Source organism: Flavobacterium kayseriense, from assembly GCF_014305095.1.
In the GTDB taxonomy this organism is placed as follows: Bacteria; Bacteroidota; Bacteroidia; order Flavobacteriales; family Flavobacteriaceae; genus Flavobacterium; species Flavobacterium kayseriense.
The window spans coordinates 511,154-531,621 of the sequence record NZ_JACRUI010000001.1 but is presented as its reverse complement, the minus strand read 5'-3'; the positions used below and the strand labels follow the sequence as shown (position 1 = coordinate 531,621).

Genomic DNA, 20,468 nt, shown 5'->3' with positions numbered 1-20,468 from the left:
CGAATTGCTATAGTTTTGTGTTTTAATTAATTATATATGGGAATCAACTATTCCGTTTTAATTTTCGAAAGTAGTATGTAATTAAAAGTGCGGGCTAAATAGTTGGCAATTTAATTTTACATAGAAATCTTCTACTTGTTATTTTTCATGACGCCCTCGGTGAGAATTTGAGACAGTTCTTTCAGTTTTCCTTGTTCGTATAATTGGGGTAGATTTTTTAATTCGGTTGTAACTGGTGCTTCATAATTTATATAATCCTGAAAAGTAATACCGTCAATAACTCTGCTATTAAAGGCAGCTCTAAAGCGGACACCTCCATCATTAACTTTATAGCTGTAAGCTAAGTAGTCTATTTTTCGAGTTTCTTTATTGATCCAATACATATATTCATCATCGAAATCTTTTCCACCTCCGGCTTCGCCAAAAGTTATTTTTATGACCTCGTATTTCTTTTCCTTGATGGTTTTTTCTTCGATATACATTTTATTTACAGAAGCATCTTGGAGTTTGTAAGGAAGCGTAGCGAAGTAAATAACTGAATTTAAAGCTTCAGAGTATTTAGCAATATCTTCTTTACTTAATGTTTGCTTTTGACCGTTGATTGCTCTTTCAAATTTATCAGAAGTTAGGATATCCTTAACTAGCGAATCACCTGTTTGGATCTCTGAAGTATACGTATAGATATTTTCATTATTTTGAAAACGATATTTTTTCCCTCTAAACTCAAACGAATAGTCGGCAGTATTATATCGTTTTCCACCGTGAGCCTCAATGGCGGCATTGACAATAGAATCCGCTTTTGATAACGGTTTAGCCACTTCGGTTGAGTCATTTTTCAAAGCATCGACTTGATTTTCTCTTTTAGAGTTACAAGACACTACGGTTAAAGCTAGAATACAAAGCGTAAGTATCGATTTTTTCATCTTATAAAATTATTACTTTTTGGAAGCATTTAAAAAACAAAAGTGGTTTTTGTATAAATTTTAACTTTGATTAAGTTTGTTTTAGAAGAAGCTAAATAGTAAAACTTTGTCTTTATGAGGAACGAAGAACCGCTATGTGCTGCTCATGCTGTTTGGATTCTTCCTTCGTCAGAATGACAATTAGGGTTCAAAATAGCTCAAAATAAAAACCGCAAACTCACAGGAATAATCTGCGAATTTGCGGTAAATAAATCTTACTTTCTTTGCTTTAAATCAAAAGTCTTAACAGTGCTCGTTGTAAGCATCTTGTAGGTTCTCAGCAATCATTTCAGCTGGACGTCCTTCAATGTGGTGACGCTCTAACATATGAACCAATTCTCCGTTTTTGAACAACGCCATAGATGGCGATGATGGAGGAAAAGGAAACATTTGTTGTCTAGCTGCATCAACCGCTTCTTTGTCAACTCCTGCAAAAACCGTGATTAAATGATCTGGCTTTTTTGCTCCGTCTAAACTCATTTTTGCTCCTGGACGCGCATTTCTAGCTGCACAGCCACAAACTGAATTCACAACTACTAATGTTGTTCCTTCTGCTTTGATTGCGTTTTCTACTTCTTGAGCAGTATGTAAATCTTGAAACCCTGCAGTTGTTAGTTCAGCCTGCATTGGGATTACCATGTCTTGTGGATACATATCGTTATATTTTAAATATTAATTTTGAATGTGCAAAGTTACGAAGATTAAAAAGAACTCCATTATTTGCTTTATAAAGTTTTGTTATTGTTTGATAGATGTCTTACTTCTATAGAATAAATAACGAACGGATCGTATTAAAGACCAGATGAAAGGCATTTTAGGACATTTTAAGATGACTTTGATATCTTCATATAAGGAAGTTTCTTCATCCAGAAACTTAAAAATCAATGCAGGACTTCCTTTTTTGAACATCGAAGAAAATATCCCTGAACCCTCTTCGTTTTTTCGATCTAAAATATCCAATAGAAGCAAATCGTAAAACCAAAATTTAGTGCTCCTGTGAAATTTAGTTAAATCATTTTCCTTTTGTAAAAAAGCGATTAATGCAGTTGATTTTTTATCAGAACCTTTAAAGGTGTAACCCGTACTGGCTTTGGTCCATCCGCCAGCTGTTCCTATGTTAAGGACGCGTTGGGTGTTTTTTTTCCAAAAAGGATAACAAGTCATTGGGATGCTTCCTTGTTCTTTTTCGGTGATTTCGTAATCAGTGATGCCTAGTTTTAAAATGTATTTCTGAATCTCATTTTCGTACTCGCTTTTTGTTAATAAATCATGCGAAAACAAAGTGTATTCCAGTAAAGCTTCGCTGGTTGATGTGGGTAGAACGTACATGAAACGGGTATTGCCTTTTTGGGCAACCGAGAAATCCATAAAAGTCGCTTGCTCTGGATTGAAAACGGCTTGTTTGCTCTTAATGAACCAACCAATAAAATGCTGTTGCAAAACCGGATATTGATTTTGGCTTTCGGCTTCTCCCTTTCGATAAATACTATTGAATAATTTGTCGCCGGTGAAACTTTGGGTTTCGGTGGCTACATAAACATGCGTTTTTAATTCGTTGATATCCGTAACTTTCTCATTTAGGAAACGAATGTTTTCTTGTTTCGAAATCAAATCAAATACTTGACTGTAAAAATCAGAAGCTATGATTCGGTTGTAAGTATAAGGTTTCAATTCTAAATCCCGACGAAAATCGCTATTGGCAAACAAAGCCAAATCCCATTTTTTAGTAACGGATTGTTCCCAAGTCGAAGGTCCGTCTTGCCAAAAACACCAGGTGCGATCATTCTTTTTCTTACTGTCTGAATCGATTAATAAAATGGATTTATCGGCAAATTTACCAGATGTAATCATTTTGTAAACGGTCATCAATGCTGCTAAACCCGAACCGGTAAAAATGTAATCGTAATGTTTCATAAAGGGGAATAGAAATTTATTTCAAAAATAAGCATTTATTTTACCTTTTGAAGCATGGTTAACATCGCTTTAGCGGTAATAACCGAATGTTGCTGAAAAATAATCGAATCATCAGTCCCTAAAATTGTTAACGTCGGGTACACAACCTGATTGTCTATAGTAGCAAGCGCAGTCGCTAATTCATGAATTCCTGTATTTGTTCCGTTGGGTTTAAAGTAAAAAGTGTGGTTGTTGTATGTAATGGTTTCCTTGGTCTCTGCATCAAAGGATATAAAGTAAAAATTAGTATTTAGTTGGTCTATTACTGCTTTATTTTTGAAAGTCGTGTTTTCCATTAATTTGCAATAATTACACCAAGAAGTATGAATAAATACCACAATAGGCTTTCGGTTTTCTTTTGACAACTGCTCTACTTCCTGAAAAGTATGTGTTTTCATTTGTGCAAAATTAGAAGGAATTACGCAAAATAAAGTAAGTAACAAGAGTATTTTATTTTTCATTTTTAGTAATAGGTATTACTTTAACGTATATCGCAATCCAAAAAAGCTGCGAATTCCTTGATTAGGTCCGTACACATAAGACGGGTCGAAAGTTAATGCATAGGGGTTGTCTGCTGTGGGTTGTACATTACCGTTAGCTTCAAATTGTACATTTCGATCATAAGGATCATTAGCCCGAGCAATAATAAAAGGATTTCCTTTGTTTGGTGTCCAATTTAATAAATTTTTGACACCGCCATAGATTTCAATATTCTTGAATTTATTGAACGTAAATTGAATGTTTTGAATACTCCAAGTTGGGGAATATTCTCGCCTTGGATCTAAATCTCCCAACAATGGCAAGCGCATTGGTCCATACACGTTTCCAGTGTAATCTATATCAAGAAATAATTTATTGATTCGGTATGAAATCGCCCAAGTTGCAGAGAATTTCTCTGTCAGTATTTGGGGTGTAGTAATGTTGTTTTCTGTTTTGGAAACATCCATATAAGTCGCGCCTAATACCATTTTAAGTCCATTATTAAAAACAAAATCAAGATTGGTGCTTATTCCTTTAGTTACTGCTTTGCCATCTAAGTTCCGATAGATAATTTGGTTAGGATTAGTGTCATAATCCGGGATAATTGAATTACTAAAACGAGTGTACCATACTGAGGTTTCGAAGCCGATGAAGTTTCCGTTGTTGGTATAAAACTTTTTCAGGTAATTAATATTAGCATTAATAGAGCGCTCTGGTTTTAATTCTTCTAGAACTATTACATCTCTTGAGCCCGTTAGTGCTGCGTGCTCCTCCGTAAATAAATTCACAATTCTAAATCCTGTTCCAGTATTGAAGCGCAAGATGTTATTGTCGTTGATTTTCCATTTGTAGGCAAATCTAGGAGTAAATATAGTACCGTGATTGTCATTGTAATCGTATCTAGCACCTAAAAGAATTTTATGTTCCTCATTAAAAGCGATTTCATCTTGAGCAAATAAACTCGGAATCCAGTTTATATCTTCTTTTAGTGTTGCGGGTGTATTATCATTGTAATACTGATAGCGCAAGGCAGTTCCAAAAAGAAGGTCGTGGTTGTTTATTTTTTTATCCCAAGTCAATTGTCCAAAACCGATGCGCTGTTGTGCTAGATAAGGAATGTCTCCGTAAACAGAGTTTTGGTCATGGTCTGTATAGGAAAAGGAGAAAAGCATTTTTTCTATAGTAGGCAATTCATAGGCTCCAAGTAATTCCCATCGTTTGGTGTATATACTTTCGCCATACACTTGATCGCCGCCGCGGAATTTTTTCTCCCATTGCATTTCACCTCCCCAGCGATCTTCGTAAAAAAACCGACCTGCCAGAGATAATTGCTTATTGCTTTTTCGATTGAAATTCCATTTTTGAAAAACAGAGATGCGTTCTTGTAAAGTTACATCAGTAAAATTATCGTTATTGTTGTCAATTGGATTGCTGTAATTAAAGTAGTTTACACCCGTTAAAACTGAAGCTGCTTTACCCACATTTCCTTTAAAACCTAAATCCACGTTGAGTTCCCCCCAATCGGTGGTAAATGCATCAGCTGAAAAACGAGCTGCATTAGTGGGGTTTTTCGTAATTATATTTATTAAACCACCTACTGCTTCACTTCCATACAAGGAGGAGGCTGGTCCTTTGACAATTTCGATTCGTTCTAAGAGTGAATTGGGTATTCCAGACAATCCATAAACGGTAGACAATCCGCTAACAATTGGCATTCCGTCAATAAGTACTAAGGTATAAGGACCTTCGAGTCCATTGATGTGAATATCTCCGGTATTACAAACATTACAATTTAATTGAGGACGCACTCCATTGACATTTTGTAGCGCCTCAAATATATTGGTCGTTGGGTTTTTTTTGAAAAAAGAGGGTTTGTACACTTCGACGGGAACAGGGCTTTCTAATCGACTTACCGGTTTCAAGGTTCCGGTTATCACCACTTCGTCTAGTGTGTTATTTTCTCTTAATACGAAATCAATAGTAGTTGTAGTGCTGTCAAGAAGTGTGACGTTCCTTTTTTCGGTTCGAAAACCGGTGTAGGAAACAGCAATTTCATAATCTCCAGCAGCTAAATCTTTTATGATATAATTTCCATCGGTATCGGTAACGATTGATTTATTGGCTTTCTTTAGTAAAACATTTGCTTGAACTAAGGGCATTCCATCAGCAGATACGTTTCCTTTTAAGGTTGCTTGCGCTACACAAAAAGTATTGATGAATAGTAGTATAATGATTATTGTTTTTTTCAAAGCGCTAATTTTAGATTGTATTAAAACATAAATTTAGACAAACCTAAAAATTATATTTTAGATAACAAAAAAATATAATTATATTTGGCTCAAATAGTTAGCTTATCGTAATGGGAAAATCACTAGAAGAAGTGCATGAGTCGGTTTCGACAGAGAATAAAAAATCGATATTTAAAAAAATATTAGCCTTTTTTGGACCAGCCTATTTAATTAGTGTGGGTTATATGGATCCAGGAAATTGGGCTACTGATTTAGCAGGAGGTAGTCAATTTGGATATTCCCTTTTATGGGTATTATTGATGAGTAATCTAATGGCGTTGCTTTTACAAAGTTTAAGCGCGCGATTGGGTATTGTAACGCAACGTGATCTTGCACAAGCATCACGAGAGACGTATTCACCATTTATCAATTACATTTTATATTTTCTGGCCGAGATTGCTATCGCCGCTTGTGACTTAGCAGAAGTATTAGGTATGGCAATAGGACTTAATTTGCTTTTTGGTATATCATTAATAGACGGTGTTATAATAACCGTTTTGGATACATTTTTGTTGCTGTTTTTGATTAACAAAGGAATCCGTAAAATGGAAGCATTCATTATTGCTTTGGTCTTGGTGATTGGTGTTTCCTTTATTTTCGAAATGATATTTGCCCAGCCAGTGCTAGAGGATGTAATGCAAGGACTGATTCCAACTATGCCAAGTGAATCAGCACTTTATATAGCCATTGGTATCATTGGAGCTACTGTGATGCCACACAATTTATACCTACACTCTTCCTTGGTACAAACCAGAAAATTCGATAGATCCAAAGAAGGAATTAAACAAGCCTTGAAATACAACTTCATCGACTCTACAATTGCTTTAAACCTTGCTTTTTTTGTGAATGCCGCGATTCTTATTTTGGCCGCAGCCACATTTTATAAAGTGGGAATGCACGAGGTCGCTGAGATACAAGATGCCCATAAGTTTTTACAACCATTGCTAGGTACTAAATGGGCACCTATACTATTCGCCGTTGCCTTAATTGCTGCTGGGCAAAGTTCCACAATAACGGGAACGTTAGCAGGACAAATCATCATGGAAGGCTATTTAAATCTTAGAATTCAGCCATGGGTACGTCGCATCATTACGAGATTAATTGCTATTGTACCAGCGGTTATTGTGATTACTATTTTTGGTGAAGGTGTGACTGGAAAGCTGCTCATATTTAGTCAAGTAATTTTGAGTTTGCAATTGGGGTTTGCCATTATTCCACTGATTCACTTTGTGAGTGACAAGACTAAAATGAATGGTTTTCATATTGGTAAAATCACCCAAACAGCTTCGTGGATTGTGGCTTTAGTTATTGTAATTCTTAATGGAAAACTAGTTTATGACGAAATTCAAGGTTGGTTAGAAAATTCAGCCAACCCTACAGTACTGTGGTTGACTGTAGTGCCACTTGCATTTAGTTTTTTGATATTGCTAGTTTATATCGTGGTAAAGCCATTTATAACCAAATCTAGAGACGCATTTCACAATCATTCACCTCATAATTTAAAGCTTCGCTTTTCACAAGCCGAAAGTTATTCTAAGAAAAACATAGCCGTTTCTGTCGATTTCTCTAATGCCGATGAGGTCGCGTTAAACAGTGCTTTTGAACTTGGAGGGACTGATGCAAAATACACTTTAATCCACATAGTAGAAACAGTAGGAGCGATGCTGTATGGGGAGAATGTGGACGATCACGAAACCTTGGTTGATGAAAAATTATTAAAGGAATACCAAGTAATGCTAACCGAGAAAGGCTTCCATGTCGCCATTCAACTTGGTTTTGGCACACCGGATAAAGTAATACCTAAACTCGTTAACGAAGGAAATTTTGATATCCTAGTGATGGGTACACATGGGCATACTGGTTTCAAAGATTTGATTTTTGGTACTACAGTAGATAAATTAAGACACAAAATTTCCATTCCATTATTAATCGTTAAAGAATAATAATTAGGAGCTATTTCCCGCTATTTGCTATATCTTTTTATCCTAATAAAAATTAGGATAAAAAGGATGCCGCTACTATCGGGGCTAAAAAAAATAAGAAAATGACACTTTCAGAAGAAAATTATTTAAAAGCCATTTACCATCTCACTGTAGTATCTAACGCAGATGTAAGCACTAATGCCATCGCCGAAATGATGGAAACCAAAGCCTCATCAGTCACAGACATGCTTAGAAAATTGGCTGAAAAGGATTTAGTTAATTATATCAAGTACCAAGGTGTTTCATTAACGGACCAAGGAAAGCTTGCGGCTAAAATGATAGTTAGAAAACACCGACTATGGGAAGTTTTTTTAGTCGAAAAATTAGATTTTTCATGGGATGAGGTGCACGATATTGCAGAGCAGCTAGAACATATTAAATCAGAGAAATTAATTAATAAACTAGATGATTTTTTAGGAAACCCAACCGAAGATCCGCATGGAGACCCAATACCAAATGCGAAGGGTGAAATATTTAAAATCGACAAGCAACTGCTTTCTGAATTAGCAATTAAGCAACAAGGTATATGTGTAGGCGTCAAGGACACCTCTTCGGATTTTTTAAAGTATTTAGACAAACAAGGCATTTCGCTTGGTTCAGCCATTAGTGTTGTTAGTAAAGAAAGCTTTGATTTGTCATTAAAGATTAGGGTTAACGATCTTGAATTGACGATCTCCAATAAAATTGCAAGTAATTTATTTGTTAAATTAGCATAAATATCTTCATTTCAATACTAACCTTTAAGAACAGAAAGATGAAAACAGTTACAGTTGTAATGGCTTTGCTTTTTAGTATTACCGTTTTTTCACAAAACAGAGCGTTGCGATCTTTTAAGATTACTCAAAAAGAGTGTTTAAAGCGATCGGGAATTACGTTGGTTTTAAAAGAAGTAACTACTGATTCTCGCTGTCCCCAGGGTCTTACATGCGTGTGGATGGGAGAGGCGCAAGTTATAATTTCCTTGTACAAAAATAGAAAATTAATGGAGGATGTTGTGATTACTCTTTCATCAAAGACGATTGCTGAGAACAAAGAGTGGTTTGCTAAATATGTGAAAGAGAAATATAAAAATATTCAAAATGTAAGCCTAGTTCCATATCCTAAAAAGGACGTGATCATCAAGCCAACTGATTATTATTTAAAAATAGAATATTTGAAATAAATTAATGGCAGCCACAGTCATCTGTGCCGCAATTACCAGCTGATTTTTTCTTCTTAAAAAAGTATTTTCTAAGGAGATATGCTACTGCTAATGCGAGAATTACGAAGGCAATAATTTCTTGAATGTCCATAATGTAAAAATAAGAAAAAGCAACCGTTAGTGGTTGCTTTTTATAGTTAATCTAATTACAATTTTTATAGTTGAGCCATTATTCCAAAGTTAATCCCAAAAGGTTGTCCTGGTCTTAAACCCGCTGGAACTCTAGATACAGCATATTCCTTATCTAATAGGTTAACAATATTTCCCATTAAGCTAATGTGTTGGTTCAAGTGGTATCTTGCTGAGAAATCTACAATAAAATTAGAGTTTACTTTATTGCTTGCAGCGATTGTGCCGGTTCCAGCTAATGTTCTAAATGCATCTACATATTTTCCGCTTAACGCCATGCTAAACTTTTCTGTTTCGAAGGCAGTAGTAATGGCAAACTGATTTTTTGCGATATAAGGTATTTCATCACCGCTAGTTACCGTTCCCCAAATACTACTATTGAAGTTGTTTTTCAATTCGGTATCAGTTAATGTATAAGATAAAGTTACTGGTAGTTTAAATCCTTTCTCTCTATTGTCGATTACATCATAAGTAGCTAGTAATTCAATACCTTTTACAATAGCTGCTCCGGCATTGAATAAGTCTCCCGTACCTGCTCCTCCACCTGACATAGAATCCGAACCTTGTAAGTTTGAGAAGTCATTGTAATATCCAATAATTTCTCCTTGTAGTGCATTTTTACGAAAACGGAAACCTAATTCTGTGTTCAAACTATTCTCTGCGTCTTCGCCTACTTTTGCACCTGGAGGCGAAAATCCTTTATGCACGCTTGTAAATAGGTTGTAGTCGTCGTTTATCTTATATAATATTCCCATACCAGGAATCCATACATTTGTTTTATTAACTGCTTGGACTAAGTTAACACCAGATCTATTAAGGTCGCTTGTACCGTAGTTTAAAGAAGATACCTTTATATCTTCATAACGAAGCCCTGGTGAGAAAGTAAAATTGTTTAGTTGTAAGTTGTACAAAATATGTGCTGCCACTGCCTGAGCTTTTACAATAGCATTAGCGTCTGTGCCCGGAGTTCCATTGCTAGTTCTGTTCATTACACCATTTTGTATTTTATAGCCGTCAACCCATTGGAAACGATCTTCAAAATCTTCATGGTAGCGAATACCAAAATCAATGTCATGTTTTAGATTACCTGTTTCAAAGCGATAATTAGCCACTGATTGTATTCCTTTGGCTTCGTATACACGATTATTTGCTTTTACTAATAAAGCATTATCTGCTGTGTCATCTTGGCCTGTTACAGCACGGTACTCTGCATTAAATGTGCTAGGATTAGTAAGGATGTTATTTATACTCACTTTAGATGCGCCTAATTTTAAAGCGTCAAGTTTGTACCAGTTTCTACTAAAATCGTTTTTGTATGCTTTGGTGGTAATGCTAAAATTAGTACTCGGCTTAATTAAATGCGTTAACATGATTTGTTTGTGCTCACTTTCAATGTAGTCCTCATTTGAACCCACGTATCTTCTGTACGCATTGTTGGCATAATCTGCATCAGTTAAACCAAGATAAGTTTCGTTAGCTAAATCCTCGCTATATTGTACTTTAGCCATAAGCGATTGAAATACTTTGGCATCAGCATTTGTGTTTACTCTGAACTTAGCTACATAATCGTTCCCTTCAAAACCCGTATTTTTAGAACTATTGTCTATTTTTTTAAACCCATCTGAATTTCGATTGTTGTATTCTAAAACATAACCAAAGTTTTCATGATCATCTCCAAGATTTACGTAGGTTTTTTTAGTGTTAAAGCTACCAATGCTTGCAATAACTCGTCCTGAAAATGTATTGGGAATTTGTGTAGATACCATATTAATAGCTCCTCCTGTAGTATAAGGACCATATTGTATTTGACTTCCACCTTTTAAAATTTCAAATGATTGCATGCGATTTACTGTAGGAAAGTAATATGCTGCAGGTGCTGAATAAGGAGCTGGAGCGATAAGTACTCCATCTTCCATTAAAGTGATTTTTTCACTTCTGTTAGGGCTTGTTCCTCGCATTCCAATATTTGGTCGTAGTCCAAAACCGTCTTCTTCTTGAATAGTAATACCTGGAACGGTTCTTAGTATTCTAGAAACGTCATCATAGTTGAATGCTTTTAATTCTTTTGGAGAAATGAAATAAGTAGAGCCTGCTTTGTTTTTAGCCTTGAATTTACTACCCACAATGGCGTCAGTAGTAATTACGATTTCATTAAGATTATTAAGGCTGTCTTTCTCTGTTTGAGTAAGTGGTTTATTTTGTGCTGATACTGCTGCTGTAATTAAAATTGTTACTGCAATAAAACTATTTTTCATTTTTATTTAGATTGATTCTACGCTGCAAAAGTAAAACACAAATCTTATTTAGACAAATTAAAAATAGTAAATTATAGAATTTAACGCTTGTTTACTGTTTATTGTATTGCAAAAAGGATATTATTTCAGAATTTGGTAGGCAAGTAAGGCCACTATGTAAGCAAAGCCACTCATGAATATTAGTTGTCCTATGGGCCATTTCCAGGTGTTCGTTTCTTTACGCGTAATGGCGAGTGTGCTTGCACATTGTAATGCGAATGCATAAAATAGAAGCAAGGAAATTCCTGAGGCAAAATTAAATACTTTTTCGCCTGTTTGTGGATTGATTTCGGCAGCCATTTTGTTTTTGATGGTGTTATCGTTATCGCTTCCGCCTACACTATAAATTGTCGCAAGTGTTCCTACGAAAACTTCTCTTGCAGCAAATGAGCTGATAATTGCAATACCTATTTTCCAATCGTAGCCAAGTGGTGAAATGGCAGGTTCGATTGCTTTACCCATAATCCCGATATAAGAATTCTCTAGCTTAAACGATGCTATTTTAAAGTCTAGTTCGGCCTCTGTTATATTGGTGTCAACTACTTCTGTACGCACAATAGTGTCAGCATTTTTAAATTTCTTTCCTGGACCATACGAAGCTAAAAACCATAAAACGATAGATATGGCTAGGATTACTTTTCCTGCGCCAGCCACGAAGGCTTTTGTTTTTTCGATTACATTAATTGCTACGTTCTTGAACATCGGTAATTTGTAGTTAGGCATTTCAACCACAAAAAATGTTTTGCCTTTTATTTTCAAAATTTTGTTTAAAACATAAGCTGAAAATATAGCCATTCCAAATCCTAATAAGTACAATAACATTAAGGTAAGACCTTGTAAATTAAGTATTCCCAGCACTCGAGTATCAGGGATAACAAGCGCAATGATAATCGCATAAACGGGTAACCGCGCAGAGCAAGTGGTAAAAGGTGTTACTAAAATCGTGATAATGCGTTCTTTCCAGTTTTCTATATTTCGGGTTGCCATGATAGCTGGGATAGCACAAGCCGTTCCTGAAATTAAAGGCACCACGCTTTTTCCTGATAGTCCAAATTTGCGCATGATTTTATCCATTAGGAAAACCACACGACTCATATAACCACTTTCTTCTAAAATAGAAATGAATAGAAACAAGAAGGCAATTTGAGGTATAAAGATTAATATTCCGCCAATTCCAGGAATAATTCCTTGAGATATTAAATCTGTTAAAACCCCAGCAGGAAGATTTTCGCTAGCAAATGAACTTAAAGAGGCAAAACTACTATCGATAAAATCCATAGGTACCTCAGACCAGTTAAAAATCGATTGAAAAATAATAAATAGAATAGCAAAGAAGATAACGTAACCCCAAAATTTGTGTGTTAATACACGATCTAACTTACTTCTAAAATCTTTCGCAATAGTAGAGTCAACCTTTAATCCTACTTTTAAAACGTCATTAATAAATTGGTAACGCTTGATGGTTTCTTTTTGCTGTAAGCGCTTTAAATCAGAATGTGATTTTGTAAAAGAACCGTAGATTTCATTTCGTTCTAGATTCAAAAAATTAACATCTTGCGTTATTACTAACCATAACTTATAAAGCAATTGGTTAGGAAATGCTTTTCGCAAACTATTAAAATAATCTGGATCAATGCTCGATGCATTTAAGCATGGTTCAGCCGAAATAGTTTTGTAGGTAACAATTAGTTTTTTCAACTCTTCGATTCCAAAACCTTTTCTTGAACTAATTAAAGCGATTTTTGTTTTTAAGTGTTCTTCTAAGTAGGGTATATCTAATGAGATTCCTTTGTGCTCCATTCTGTCGGCCATATTAATGACTAAAATGGTCGGAATTTCTAAATCTTTTATTTGTGTAAAAAGCAGTAAATTTCTTTTCAAGTTCTCCACATCAGTTACAACTAATGCTACATCAGGGTATAATTTATCGTTTTTGTTCAGTAATAATTCGATAACTACATTTTCATCAATCGAGCTCGCGTTTAAACTATACGTTCCAGGAAGATCAAGAATATTAGCTTTCACATTATTAGGAAGTTTACAAAATCCTATTTTCTTTTCTACAGTGATTCCAGGGTAATTCCCAACCTGCTGGTTTAAACCTGTTAACTGGTTGAATACCGAAGTTTTCCCGGTATTAGGATTGCCAATTAAAGCGACGTTGATGTTTTGATTAATCATTAAAGTGTAATTTTAATTAATTCCACTTCAATTTCTTTCGCTGTTTCCACACGAATTGCGAGGTGAGAACCATTAACATTTAAATACAAAGGATCTCCAAAAGGAGCGATTTGCAGTAGTTCAACCGTGTTTCCTGGCAAGCATCCCATTTCCAACAATTTCAACGGAACAATATCGATATCAAAGTCTTTGATAATCGCTTTTTCGCCTTTTTTAAGTGAATTTATAGTGGTTCGCAAGTCTTATTTAGATTGAATTAAGATTGCAAAAATACAGATTTAAATAGTAAATAGAATGATAATTGTCAATTTTATGAGTTTTTTAGAGAAAGTTGAACGCCAATTTTTTAAACTGTAATCAATTATTCGTTAGTCAAAAAATTGATATCCTCGATAAGGCGGGCAATGTCTTCTTTCTTTGTTCCATCATAAAAACCGCGCACTCTTTTTTTAGCATCAACTAAAACAAAATTTTCGGTGTGAACCATATCATATAATTCTTCGGGTTTACCCATTTTTACAGCTAGGTACGATTTTCGAGCCATGGCATAAATCTCTTTTTTGTCACCCGTAACCAGGTTCCATTTTTTGTCATCTACTCCCTTTTCTAGAGCATAGGCTTTTAGCGCAGCTACGTTATCAACTTCTGGGAAAACAGTGTGAGAAAGTAACATGACGTCAGGGTTGTTGCTTATTGCTTTTTGTACTTCAACTAAATTACTAGTCATTTTAGGGCAAATGGAGGTACAAGTGGTAAAAAAGAAATCGGCTACATAAATTTTTCCTTCATAATCTTTTTGAGTAATCGTTTTCCCGTTTTGATTGGTAAATGAAAAATCAGCAATAGTGTGGTACTTGCTAATGTATTGAACCGTACTATCCACTAATTCTGGATTTACGTCAGATGGGTTATATATAGGGAGTGATTTCGTAGGCTTGAGTGCGTTGTAAAAAAGATACAAAGTGATGCTCGAGAAGAGTAAAAAAATACCAATAAAAACACGGTATTTGTATAGTACAGCTTTCATAAGAAAAATATTTTTGCAAAAATACAAAAAAGAAGATTTAGACTTAAAAACTTTAACAATCTATTGGAAACTAGAAATGTGAATGGTATTAAATTTATCGATAAATTTGTGTAGCTAACAAAAATCTCAGAATAATGAAATTAAACCTAAACAAACGCATTTTATTTGCAGTTCCTGCAATAATGGGTTTGACAGCAATGCAGGCGCAAACTACAACGGAAGTAAAAGAACCTGGAATAAATGTTACTTTTTTTGATACCAAAACAAAACCGCAAGACGACTTTTTTAGATTTGTAAACGGAACTTGGTTAGACCAAACGCAAATTCCAACAGACCGCACCTCATGGGGGAGTTTTAATGAATTACTTAAGAAAACCGACAAGGATGCTTTAGATATTTTAAAAGAAGCGGCTAGAAACCCTATTTATAAATCAAACACTGATCAAGGTAAGGCTGTTAACTTGTACAAAACTATTTTAGACACTGTCGCTAGGGATAAAATGGGAATCAAACCTTTGCTTCCTTACTTGGCTAAAATTGATAAAGTAAAATCAGTTAAAGACTTACAACAGTTATTAATTGAGATGGAGCCAATTGGCGGAGTCGGTTTTATAGGCGTAGGTGTAGGAGCTGATGATAAAAATAGTGCCAAAAACTCATTAAACCTGGGAGTAGGTCGTTTAGGATTGCCAGATCAAGATTACTATATTTCTGAAGAGAAAGATACTAAAGAAAAAAGAAATCAATACGAAAAACATATCGCTAGAATGCTGCAATTTATTGGAGAAGCTCCAGCGCAAGCTAAACTAAGTGCAAGTAAAATTGTAGCTTTAGAAATCGAGATGTCAAAACCGAGATTGAATAGAGTAGACCAACGCGATGGAAGGCTGCAATACAATCCAATGACAATAGCCGAGTTACAAAAAATCACACCAGCAATAAATTGGAGAGCATATTTCGACGGCTTAGGCTATACGAAAGTAAATGAAGTAATTGTTTCGCAACCGAAATACATGATAGCTTTGCAAACGATATTTGGCAAAAATGATGTCGATGCATGGAAAGAATATCTAAAATGGAACTTGTTAAATAGCGCAACTAGTTTACTTTCTACCCCTATCGAGGCGGCAAGTTTTGATTTTTATGGTAAAACGTTGACTGGTGCAATCAAGCAAAGACCAAGAGAAGATAGAGCTTTGCAAACGATCAATGGTGCTATCGGTGAAGCTTTGGGGAGATTATATGTAGAGAAAAAATTCCCTGCTGAAGCAAAAGCAAAAGCAGAGAAGATGATTCATAATATTATTTTGGCTTACCAAAATCGTATTTCAAATTTAACTTGGATGTCGGCAGAGACAAAAACGAAAGCCATCGAGAAGTTAAATAAAATTACCATAAAGATTGGCTATCCTGACCAATGGAAAGATTATTCTAAGCTAGAAATTAAAAGTGTAGCCGAAGGCGGAAGCTACTTTGAAAATGTAAAAAATCTATCAAGATGGAGTTTTCAAAAAGACATAAATAAGCTAGAGAAACCAGTAGATAAAACCGAATGGTATATGTCTCCACAAACCGTAAATGCGTATTACAACCCGTCTTACAACGAGATTGTTTTTCCAGCAGCGATCTTGCAACCGCCTTTTTACAATTATCAAGCCGACGAAGCAGTGAATTATGGTGGAATTGGAGCTGTAATAGGTCACGAAATATCACATGGTTTTGATGATTCTGGTGCACGATACAATGCCGATGGAAATTTAATTGATTGGTGGACAGCTGATGATTTATCAAAATTTTCGACTTTAGGTACAGCACTTGCTGACCAGTACAGTGCGTTAGAGCCATTGCCTGGAGTACATGTCGACGGTAAATTTACACTTGGTGAAAACATAGGAGATTTAGGTGGGGTGAATGCAGCTTACGAAGGATTACAATTGTATTTAAAAAATAATCCAAGACCAGCATTAATTGATGGTTTTACCCCTGAGCAACGTTTTTTCATTTCTTGGACAACTGTTTGGAGAACTAAATCTCGTGATGAAGCTATCAAAAATCAAGTAAAAACCGATCCGCATTCACCAGGAATGTACAGAGCTTATGTGCCAATTCAGAATGTAGATGCGTTTTACGATGCCTTTGCGATTAAAAAAGGTGACGGAATGTACATCGAACCTTCTAAAAGAGTAAAAATCTGGTAAAAGAGTAGTACAAATAGTTCAAGAAGTAATTCTTGGGCTATTTTGTTGTTAAATTATGTAACAGATTGTAAAATTAAATTACTAATCTAGACCTGCTACTTTCACTGCTATTTTTTAGAAAAAGTACAGTAAGAGCAAAAGTAGATTCGAACAATAACTAACCCGAAATAAAAATGAATATGAATTTAAAGAAACCACTTCTTTTTGTGCTTCCTGCACTTTTTGCAGTGACAGCAACTCAGGCGCAAGACGCTAAACCGGCCAAAGAGCCAGGTATTAATATCCAATATTTGGATAAGTCGGTAAAACCTAGCGATGACTTTTTTCGCTATGTAAACGGAACATGGTTAAACACAACTGAAATTCCTGGAGACAGAACCCGTTGGGGAAGTTTTGATGAATTAAGACAAAGAACAGATGCAGATGCTTTGGCTATCTTAAAAGAGGCAGTAAACAATCCTAAGTACAAGTCGAATACGGATCAAGGGAAAGCGATCAATATGTACAAGTCTATTTTAGACACTGTGGGTCGTAATAAATTAGGAATTGCACCTATCAAGCCGTACTTGAAAAAAATTGATGCTGTAAAAACTTCGAAAGACTTACAGGCCTTGTTAATCGAGATGGAGCCTTTAGGCGGAATTGGTTTTTTTGGAGCGAATGTAGGTCCAGATGCTAAGAACAGTAATAGAAACGTGTTGAGCGTAGGTCCAGGTGGAGTAGGTTTGCCGGATAGAGACTACTATGTTTCTGATGATGCCGATTCTAAGGAAAAAAGAGAGAAGTACGTAGCACACGTAGCAAAAATGTTAGGTTTTATTGGTGAAAAACCAGCTGAAGCTAAAATGCATGCCGAAAAGATTTTAGCGCTTGAAATCGAAATGTCAAAACCAAGATTTGACCGTGTAGAAAGAAGAGACAGAAGAAAATCATACAACCCGATGACAGTGGCTGATTTGCAAAAATTAACACCTTCGGTTGACTGGAAAAATTACTTTACAAAAGTAGGTTTCACTAATGTAGATTCTTTGATCGTATCGCAGCCTAAATACATGACGTATTTAGAAACTATGCTAAAAGAGAATAAAGTAGATGATTGGAAAGCATACATGCGTTGGTCTTTATTGAACAGAGCTTCAGGTCAATTATCAACAGATATTGAAAATGCTAACTTTGATTTCTACGGAAAAACATTAACAGGAGCAATCAAACAACGTCCAAGTGATGAGCGTGCTTTGCAAGTAATCAATGGTCGTATCGGAGAAGCTTTAGGCAAATTGTATGTAGAGAAAAAATTCCCAGCTGAAGCAAAAGTGAAAGCGGAGAAAATGATCAAGAACATCTTTATTGCTTTCGAAAACAGAATCAATAATTTACCATGGATGTCTGCAGAAACGAAAGTGAGTGCAGTAGAGAAATTACATAAATCTCAAATTAAAATTGGATATCCTGACAAATGGAAAGACTATTCTGCTTTAGTGATTAAGAGTCCAGAAGAAGGAGGTACTTATTTTGAGAACACCTTGAATATGGCCAAATGGCGTTTTCAAGACGATTTAGCTGATTTGAAAAAACCAGTAGATAAAACAAGATGGGGAATGTCTCCACAAACCGTAAATGCGTATTACAACCCATCTTATAATGAGATTGTGTTCCCAGCTGCTATTTTACAGCCGCCATTTTACAACTACCAAGCAGATGAAGCCGTAAATTATGGTGGAATTGGTGGAGTTATTGGTCACGAAATCTCTCATGGTTTTGATGATTCTGGTTCACGTTACAATGCAGATGGTAACTTAGTAGACTGGTGGACTGCTGATGATTTAAAACAATTCTCAGCTCTTACAGGTGCTTTAGCAGCACAGTACAGTGCATTAGAGCCATTACCAGGAACATTTGTAGATGGTAAATTTACTTTAGGAGAAAACATAGGTGATTTAGGTGGTATTAACGCTGCTTATGACGGATTGCAACTGTATTTGAAAGAAAACGGTAATCCAGGTCTAATTGATGGTTATACGCCAGAGCAACGCTTTTTTATGTCTTGGGCAACCATTTGGAGGTCTAAAGCAAGAGATGCAGCAATCAAGAACCAAGTAAAAACAGATCCACACTCTCCAGGAATGTACCGTGCGTATGTGCCTTTGCAAAATGTGGATACGTTCTACCAAGCGTTTGATATTAAAAAAGGAGACGGAATGTACATCGCGCCAGAAAACAGAGTTAAAATTTGGTAGTAGATTAAACATTAATAGTATAAAAAATCCCAAGTGAAAGCTTGGGATTTTTTTATGATTAAGAAATACTAGTTTCTTGATTTGTCATTCTGACGCAGGAAAAATCTCCATAAGTTGCTCAATTAGAAAAGACTATTTGTTTTTCTTAAAGACAAAGTAGCTAAATAACATTAACCGTAAATTTGTCATTCTGACGCAGGAAGAATCTCCATAAGTTGGTCCCTTAAAAAATTCTAGTTAATTGAAGACCAAGTAGCTACATATCATTAACCGTAAATCTGTCATTCTGACGAAGGAAGAATCCAAACAATTTGCTCCATAAACAAAGACTTTTTGTTTTTCTTGAAGACAAACTAGCTATATAACATTACCCTTAACTGTGTCATTCTGACGCAGGAAGGACCTCTATAAGTTGCTCAATAAACAAAGATTCTTCGTTCCTCAGAATGACAAATATTTTCAAAACATTGGCCTCGAAATTGTCCTTCTAACGCAGGAAAAATCTAAACAAGTTACTTAATAGATAGTGATTCTTCGTTCCTCAGCATGACGCTCTAAGGCAAGGGATTATTTTTGTGCGGATATTTAAACTACACTTTATTCCCAGCAAGAATACGCTTGTTTTTCTTGATTGAATGATTGACCATATACAAACCACTCAATGTTATTAGTCCGCCAATTCCTATGGCTACTGTGAGTGATTCGCCAAAAATAATAGCACCCAATAAAACCGCTATGATAGGGTTGACATAAGCATAAATACTATTAATTTCTGGTGGTAATTTTTGCAACATGTAGATATAAGCAATAAAAGAGATTATTGAACCTATAATGACTAAATATGCAATAGACCACCAAGAGGCTGCCGGCACAGTATTTATTGGCACCGCCATTCCAGTGGTTTCGGTAATAGTTAATAATAAAATACTGGAAAACAACATTTGAATTCCTAAACTAAAATAAGGATTGAAGGTTGCCGCCTTTTTCTTAGTATATAAACTACCAAAAGCCCAGCTGATAGTAGAAAGAGTAAGTAATATGATACCAAATCGGAAATCAGGAATTAATAAATCATTTAAATGCTCATAAAAAATGACGCACACTCCTGAGAAAGCGATTACTAACCCTGCTATGGCTAGCTTGGCTAATTTTTCCCCTCTAAAAAAAGTGATAATCACAATCCAAATTGGGAAAATGGCATTGATAATAGCACCCAAACCACTACTGATATATTTGACGCCCCAAGTACTTAGACCATTGCTCAAGGCAAAATTTAAAATGCTTAAAATAATAATCGTTTTCCACTGTTTCCCTTTGGGTAGAGGTTCTTTTTTCATCAGAAAGTAAGCTACATATAATAGTCCGCCTATTAATTGGCGGATACCTGCTAATTGCAGTGCTGGCATGTGTTTTACTCCTTCCTTAGAGGCGATCCAAGTAGTTCCCCAAAAAAAACAAACGAAACATAACGCTACTATTGCTAAGCCATTGGCGTTCTTTGGAGCAGATAATGCGCCTACTATTTTTGATTTCACG

Annotated in this window: 16 protein-coding genes; 5 read left to right on the top strand and 11 right to left on the bottom strand. The window is 35.5% G+C overall.

What is annotated here, in order from left to right; genetic code table 11:
* Positions 1-131 precede the first annotated feature (131 nt).
* The 5 genes from H8R22_RS02155 to H8R22_RS02135 all read right to left on the bottom strand — a co-directional run bounded on the left by H8R22_RS02155 (position 132) and on the right by H8R22_RS02135 (position 5,644).
* Entirely contained in the window at positions 132-923 is a 792-nt protein-coding gene (locus tag H8R22_RS02155) for a DUF6503 family protein (protein ID WP_187009163.1), read from the bottom strand.
* Positions 924-1,205: 282 nt separating this feature from the next.
* Positions 1,206-1,616: a BrxA/BrxB family bacilliredoxin gene (locus H8R22_RS02150; protein WP_187009164.1), complete on the bottom strand. Its 411-nt coding sequence runs from the start codon at positions 1,614-1,616 to the stop codon at positions 1,206-1,208.
* Positions 1,617-1,700: 84 nt separating this feature from the next.
* Complete coding sequence (locus H8R22_RS02145; RefSeq protein WP_187009165.1) at positions 1,701-2,876, bottom strand: lycopene cyclase family protein; 1,176 nt, start codon at positions 2,874-2,876, stop codon at positions 1,701-1,703.
* Positions 2,877-2,911: 35 nt separating this feature from the next.
* Positions 2,912-3,376, bottom strand: a complete 465-nt coding sequence (locus tag H8R22_RS02140; protein WP_187009166.1) for a thioredoxin family protein — start codon at positions 3,374-3,376, stop codon at positions 2,912-2,914.
* Positions 3,377-3,391: 15 nt separating this feature from the next.
* A complete protein-coding gene (locus H8R22_RS02135) occupies positions 3,392-5,644 on the bottom strand; it encodes a TonB-dependent receptor (RefSeq protein ID WP_187009167.1) in 2,253 nt (750 codons plus the stop codon).
* 110 nt (positions 5,645-5,754) lie between these two features.
* Between H8R22_RS02135 and H8R22_RS02130 the strand changes: the two genes are divergently transcribed.
* From H8R22_RS02130 to H8R22_RS02120, 3 genes are all read left to right on the top strand, one after another.
* Positions 5,755-7,626 (top strand): Nramp family divalent metal transporter, encoded by a 1,872-nt coding sequence (locus tag H8R22_RS02130; protein ID WP_187009168.1) that lies wholly within the window; start codon positions 5,755-5,757, stop codon positions 7,624-7,626.
* 101 nt (positions 7,627-7,727) lie between these two features.
* Entirely contained in the window at positions 7,728-8,381 is a 654-nt protein-coding gene (locus H8R22_RS02125; protein WP_187009169.1) for a metal-dependent transcriptional regulator, read from the top strand.
* Positions 8,382-8,419: 38 nt separating this feature from the next.
* Positions 8,420-8,827, top strand: a complete 408-nt coding sequence (locus H8R22_RS02120; protein ID WP_187009170.1) for a hypothetical protein — start codon at positions 8,420-8,422, stop codon at positions 8,825-8,827.
* Position 8,828: 1 nt separating this feature from the next.
* Here H8R22_RS02120 and H8R22_RS02115 read toward each other — a convergent pair whose 3' ends face one another.
* The 5 genes from H8R22_RS02115 to H8R22_RS02095 all read right to left on the bottom strand — a co-directional run bounded on the left by H8R22_RS02115 (position 8,829) and on the right by H8R22_RS02095 (position 14,497).
* Positions 8,829-8,957: a FeoB-associated Cys-rich membrane protein gene (locus H8R22_RS02115; RefSeq protein ID WP_187009171.1), complete on the bottom strand. Its 129-nt coding sequence runs from the start codon at positions 8,955-8,957 to the stop codon at positions 8,829-8,831.
* 64 nt (positions 8,958-9,021) lie between these two features.
* Positions 9,022-11,250 carry a TonB-dependent receptor family protein gene (locus H8R22_RS02110; protein WP_187009172.1) on the bottom strand — a complete coding sequence of 743 codons (2,229 nt, stop codon included), beginning with the start codon at positions 11,248-11,250 and terminating at the stop codon, positions 9,022-9,024.
* A gap of 120 nt (positions 11,251-11,370) precedes the next feature.
* Positions 11,371-13,470: a ferrous iron transport protein B gene (feoB, locus tag H8R22_RS02105; protein WP_187009173.1), complete on the bottom strand. Its 2,100-nt coding sequence runs from the start codon at positions 13,468-13,470 to the stop codon at positions 11,371-11,373.
* Entirely contained in the window at positions 13,470-13,709 is a 240-nt protein-coding gene (locus H8R22_RS02100) for a FeoA family protein (protein WP_187009174.1), read from the bottom strand. Before H8R22_RS02100 ends, feoB begins: the two co-directional genes overlap by 1 nt.
* A 122-nt stretch (positions 13,710-13,831) precedes the next feature.
* Positions 13,832-14,497, bottom strand: a complete 666-nt coding sequence (locus H8R22_RS02095; RefSeq protein WP_187009175.1) for an SCO family protein — start codon at positions 14,495-14,497, stop codon at positions 13,832-13,834.
* Positions 14,498-14,631: 134 nt separating this feature from the next.
* Here H8R22_RS02095 and H8R22_RS02090 point away from each other — a divergent pair, with 134 nt between their 5' ends.
* Together H8R22_RS02090 and H8R22_RS02085 are read left to right on the top strand one after the other, a co-directional pair.
* A complete protein-coding gene (locus H8R22_RS02090; protein WP_187009176.1) occupies positions 14,632-16,695 on the top strand; it encodes a M13 family metallopeptidase in 2,064 nt (687 codons plus the stop codon).
* Between the two features lie 173 nt (positions 16,696-16,868).
* Positions 16,869-18,932, top strand: a complete 2,064-nt coding sequence (locus H8R22_RS02085; protein ID WP_187009177.1) for a M13 family metallopeptidase — start codon at positions 16,869-16,871, stop codon at positions 18,930-18,932.
* Between the two features lie 590 nt (positions 18,933-19,522).
* Here H8R22_RS02085 and H8R22_RS02080 read toward each other — a convergent pair.
* Positions 19,523-20,467, bottom strand: coding sequence for a DMT family transporter (locus H8R22_RS02080; RefSeq protein WP_187009178.1), 945 nt, complete (start codon positions 20,465-20,467; stop codon positions 19,523-19,525).
* Between the last annotated feature and the right edge of the window lies 1 nt (position 20,468).

Bases quoted from the DNA above. Each gene is read 5' to 3' on its own strand.
- H8R22_RS02155 (WP_187009163.1), bottom strand. From the start codon at position 923: ATGAAAAAATCGATACTTACGCTTTGTATTCTAGCTTTAACCGTAGTG.
- H8R22_RS02150 (WP_187009164.1), bottom strand. From the start codon at position 1,616: ATGTATCCACAAGACATGGTAATCCCAATGCAGGCTGAACTAACAACT.
- H8R22_RS02145 (WP_187009165.1), bottom strand. From the start codon at position 2,876: ATGAAACATTACGATTACATTTTTACCGGTTCGGGTTTAGCAGCATTG.
- H8R22_RS02140 (WP_187009166.1), bottom strand. From the start codon at position 3,376: ATGAAAAATAAAATACTCTTGTTACTTACTTTATTTTGCGTAATTCCT.
- H8R22_RS02130 (WP_187009168.1), top strand. From the start codon at position 5,755: ATGGGAAAATCACTAGAAGAAGTGCATGAGTCGGTTTCGACAGAGAAT.
- H8R22_RS02125 (WP_187009169.1), top strand. From the start codon at position 7,728: ATGACACTTTCAGAAGAAAATTATTTAAAAGCCATTTACCATCTCACT.
- H8R22_RS02120 (WP_187009170.1), top strand. From the start codon at position 8,420: ATGAAAACAGTTACAGTTGTAATGGCTTTGCTTTTTAGTATTACCGTT.
- H8R22_RS02115 (WP_187009171.1), bottom strand. From the start codon at position 8,957: ATGGACATTCAAGAAATTATTGCCTTCGTAATTCTCGCATTAGCAGTA.
- H8R22_RS02110 (WP_187009172.1), bottom strand. From the start codon at position 11,250: ATGAAAAATAGTTTTATTGCAGTAACAATTTTAATTACAGCAGCAGTA.
- feoB (WP_187009173.1), bottom strand. From the start codon at position 13,470: ATGATTAATCAAAACATCAACGTCGCTTTAATTGGCAATCCTAATACC.
- H8R22_RS02095 (WP_187009175.1), bottom strand. From the start codon at position 14,497: ATGAAAGCTGTACTATACAAATACCGTGTTTTTATTGGTATTTTTTTA.
- H8R22_RS02090 (WP_187009176.1), top strand. From the start codon at position 14,632: ATGAAATTAAACCTAAACAAACGCATTTTATTTGCAGTTCCTGCAATA.
- H8R22_RS02085 (WP_187009177.1), top strand. From the start codon at position 16,869: ATGAATATGAATTTAAAGAAACCACTTCTTTTTGTGCTTCCTGCACTT.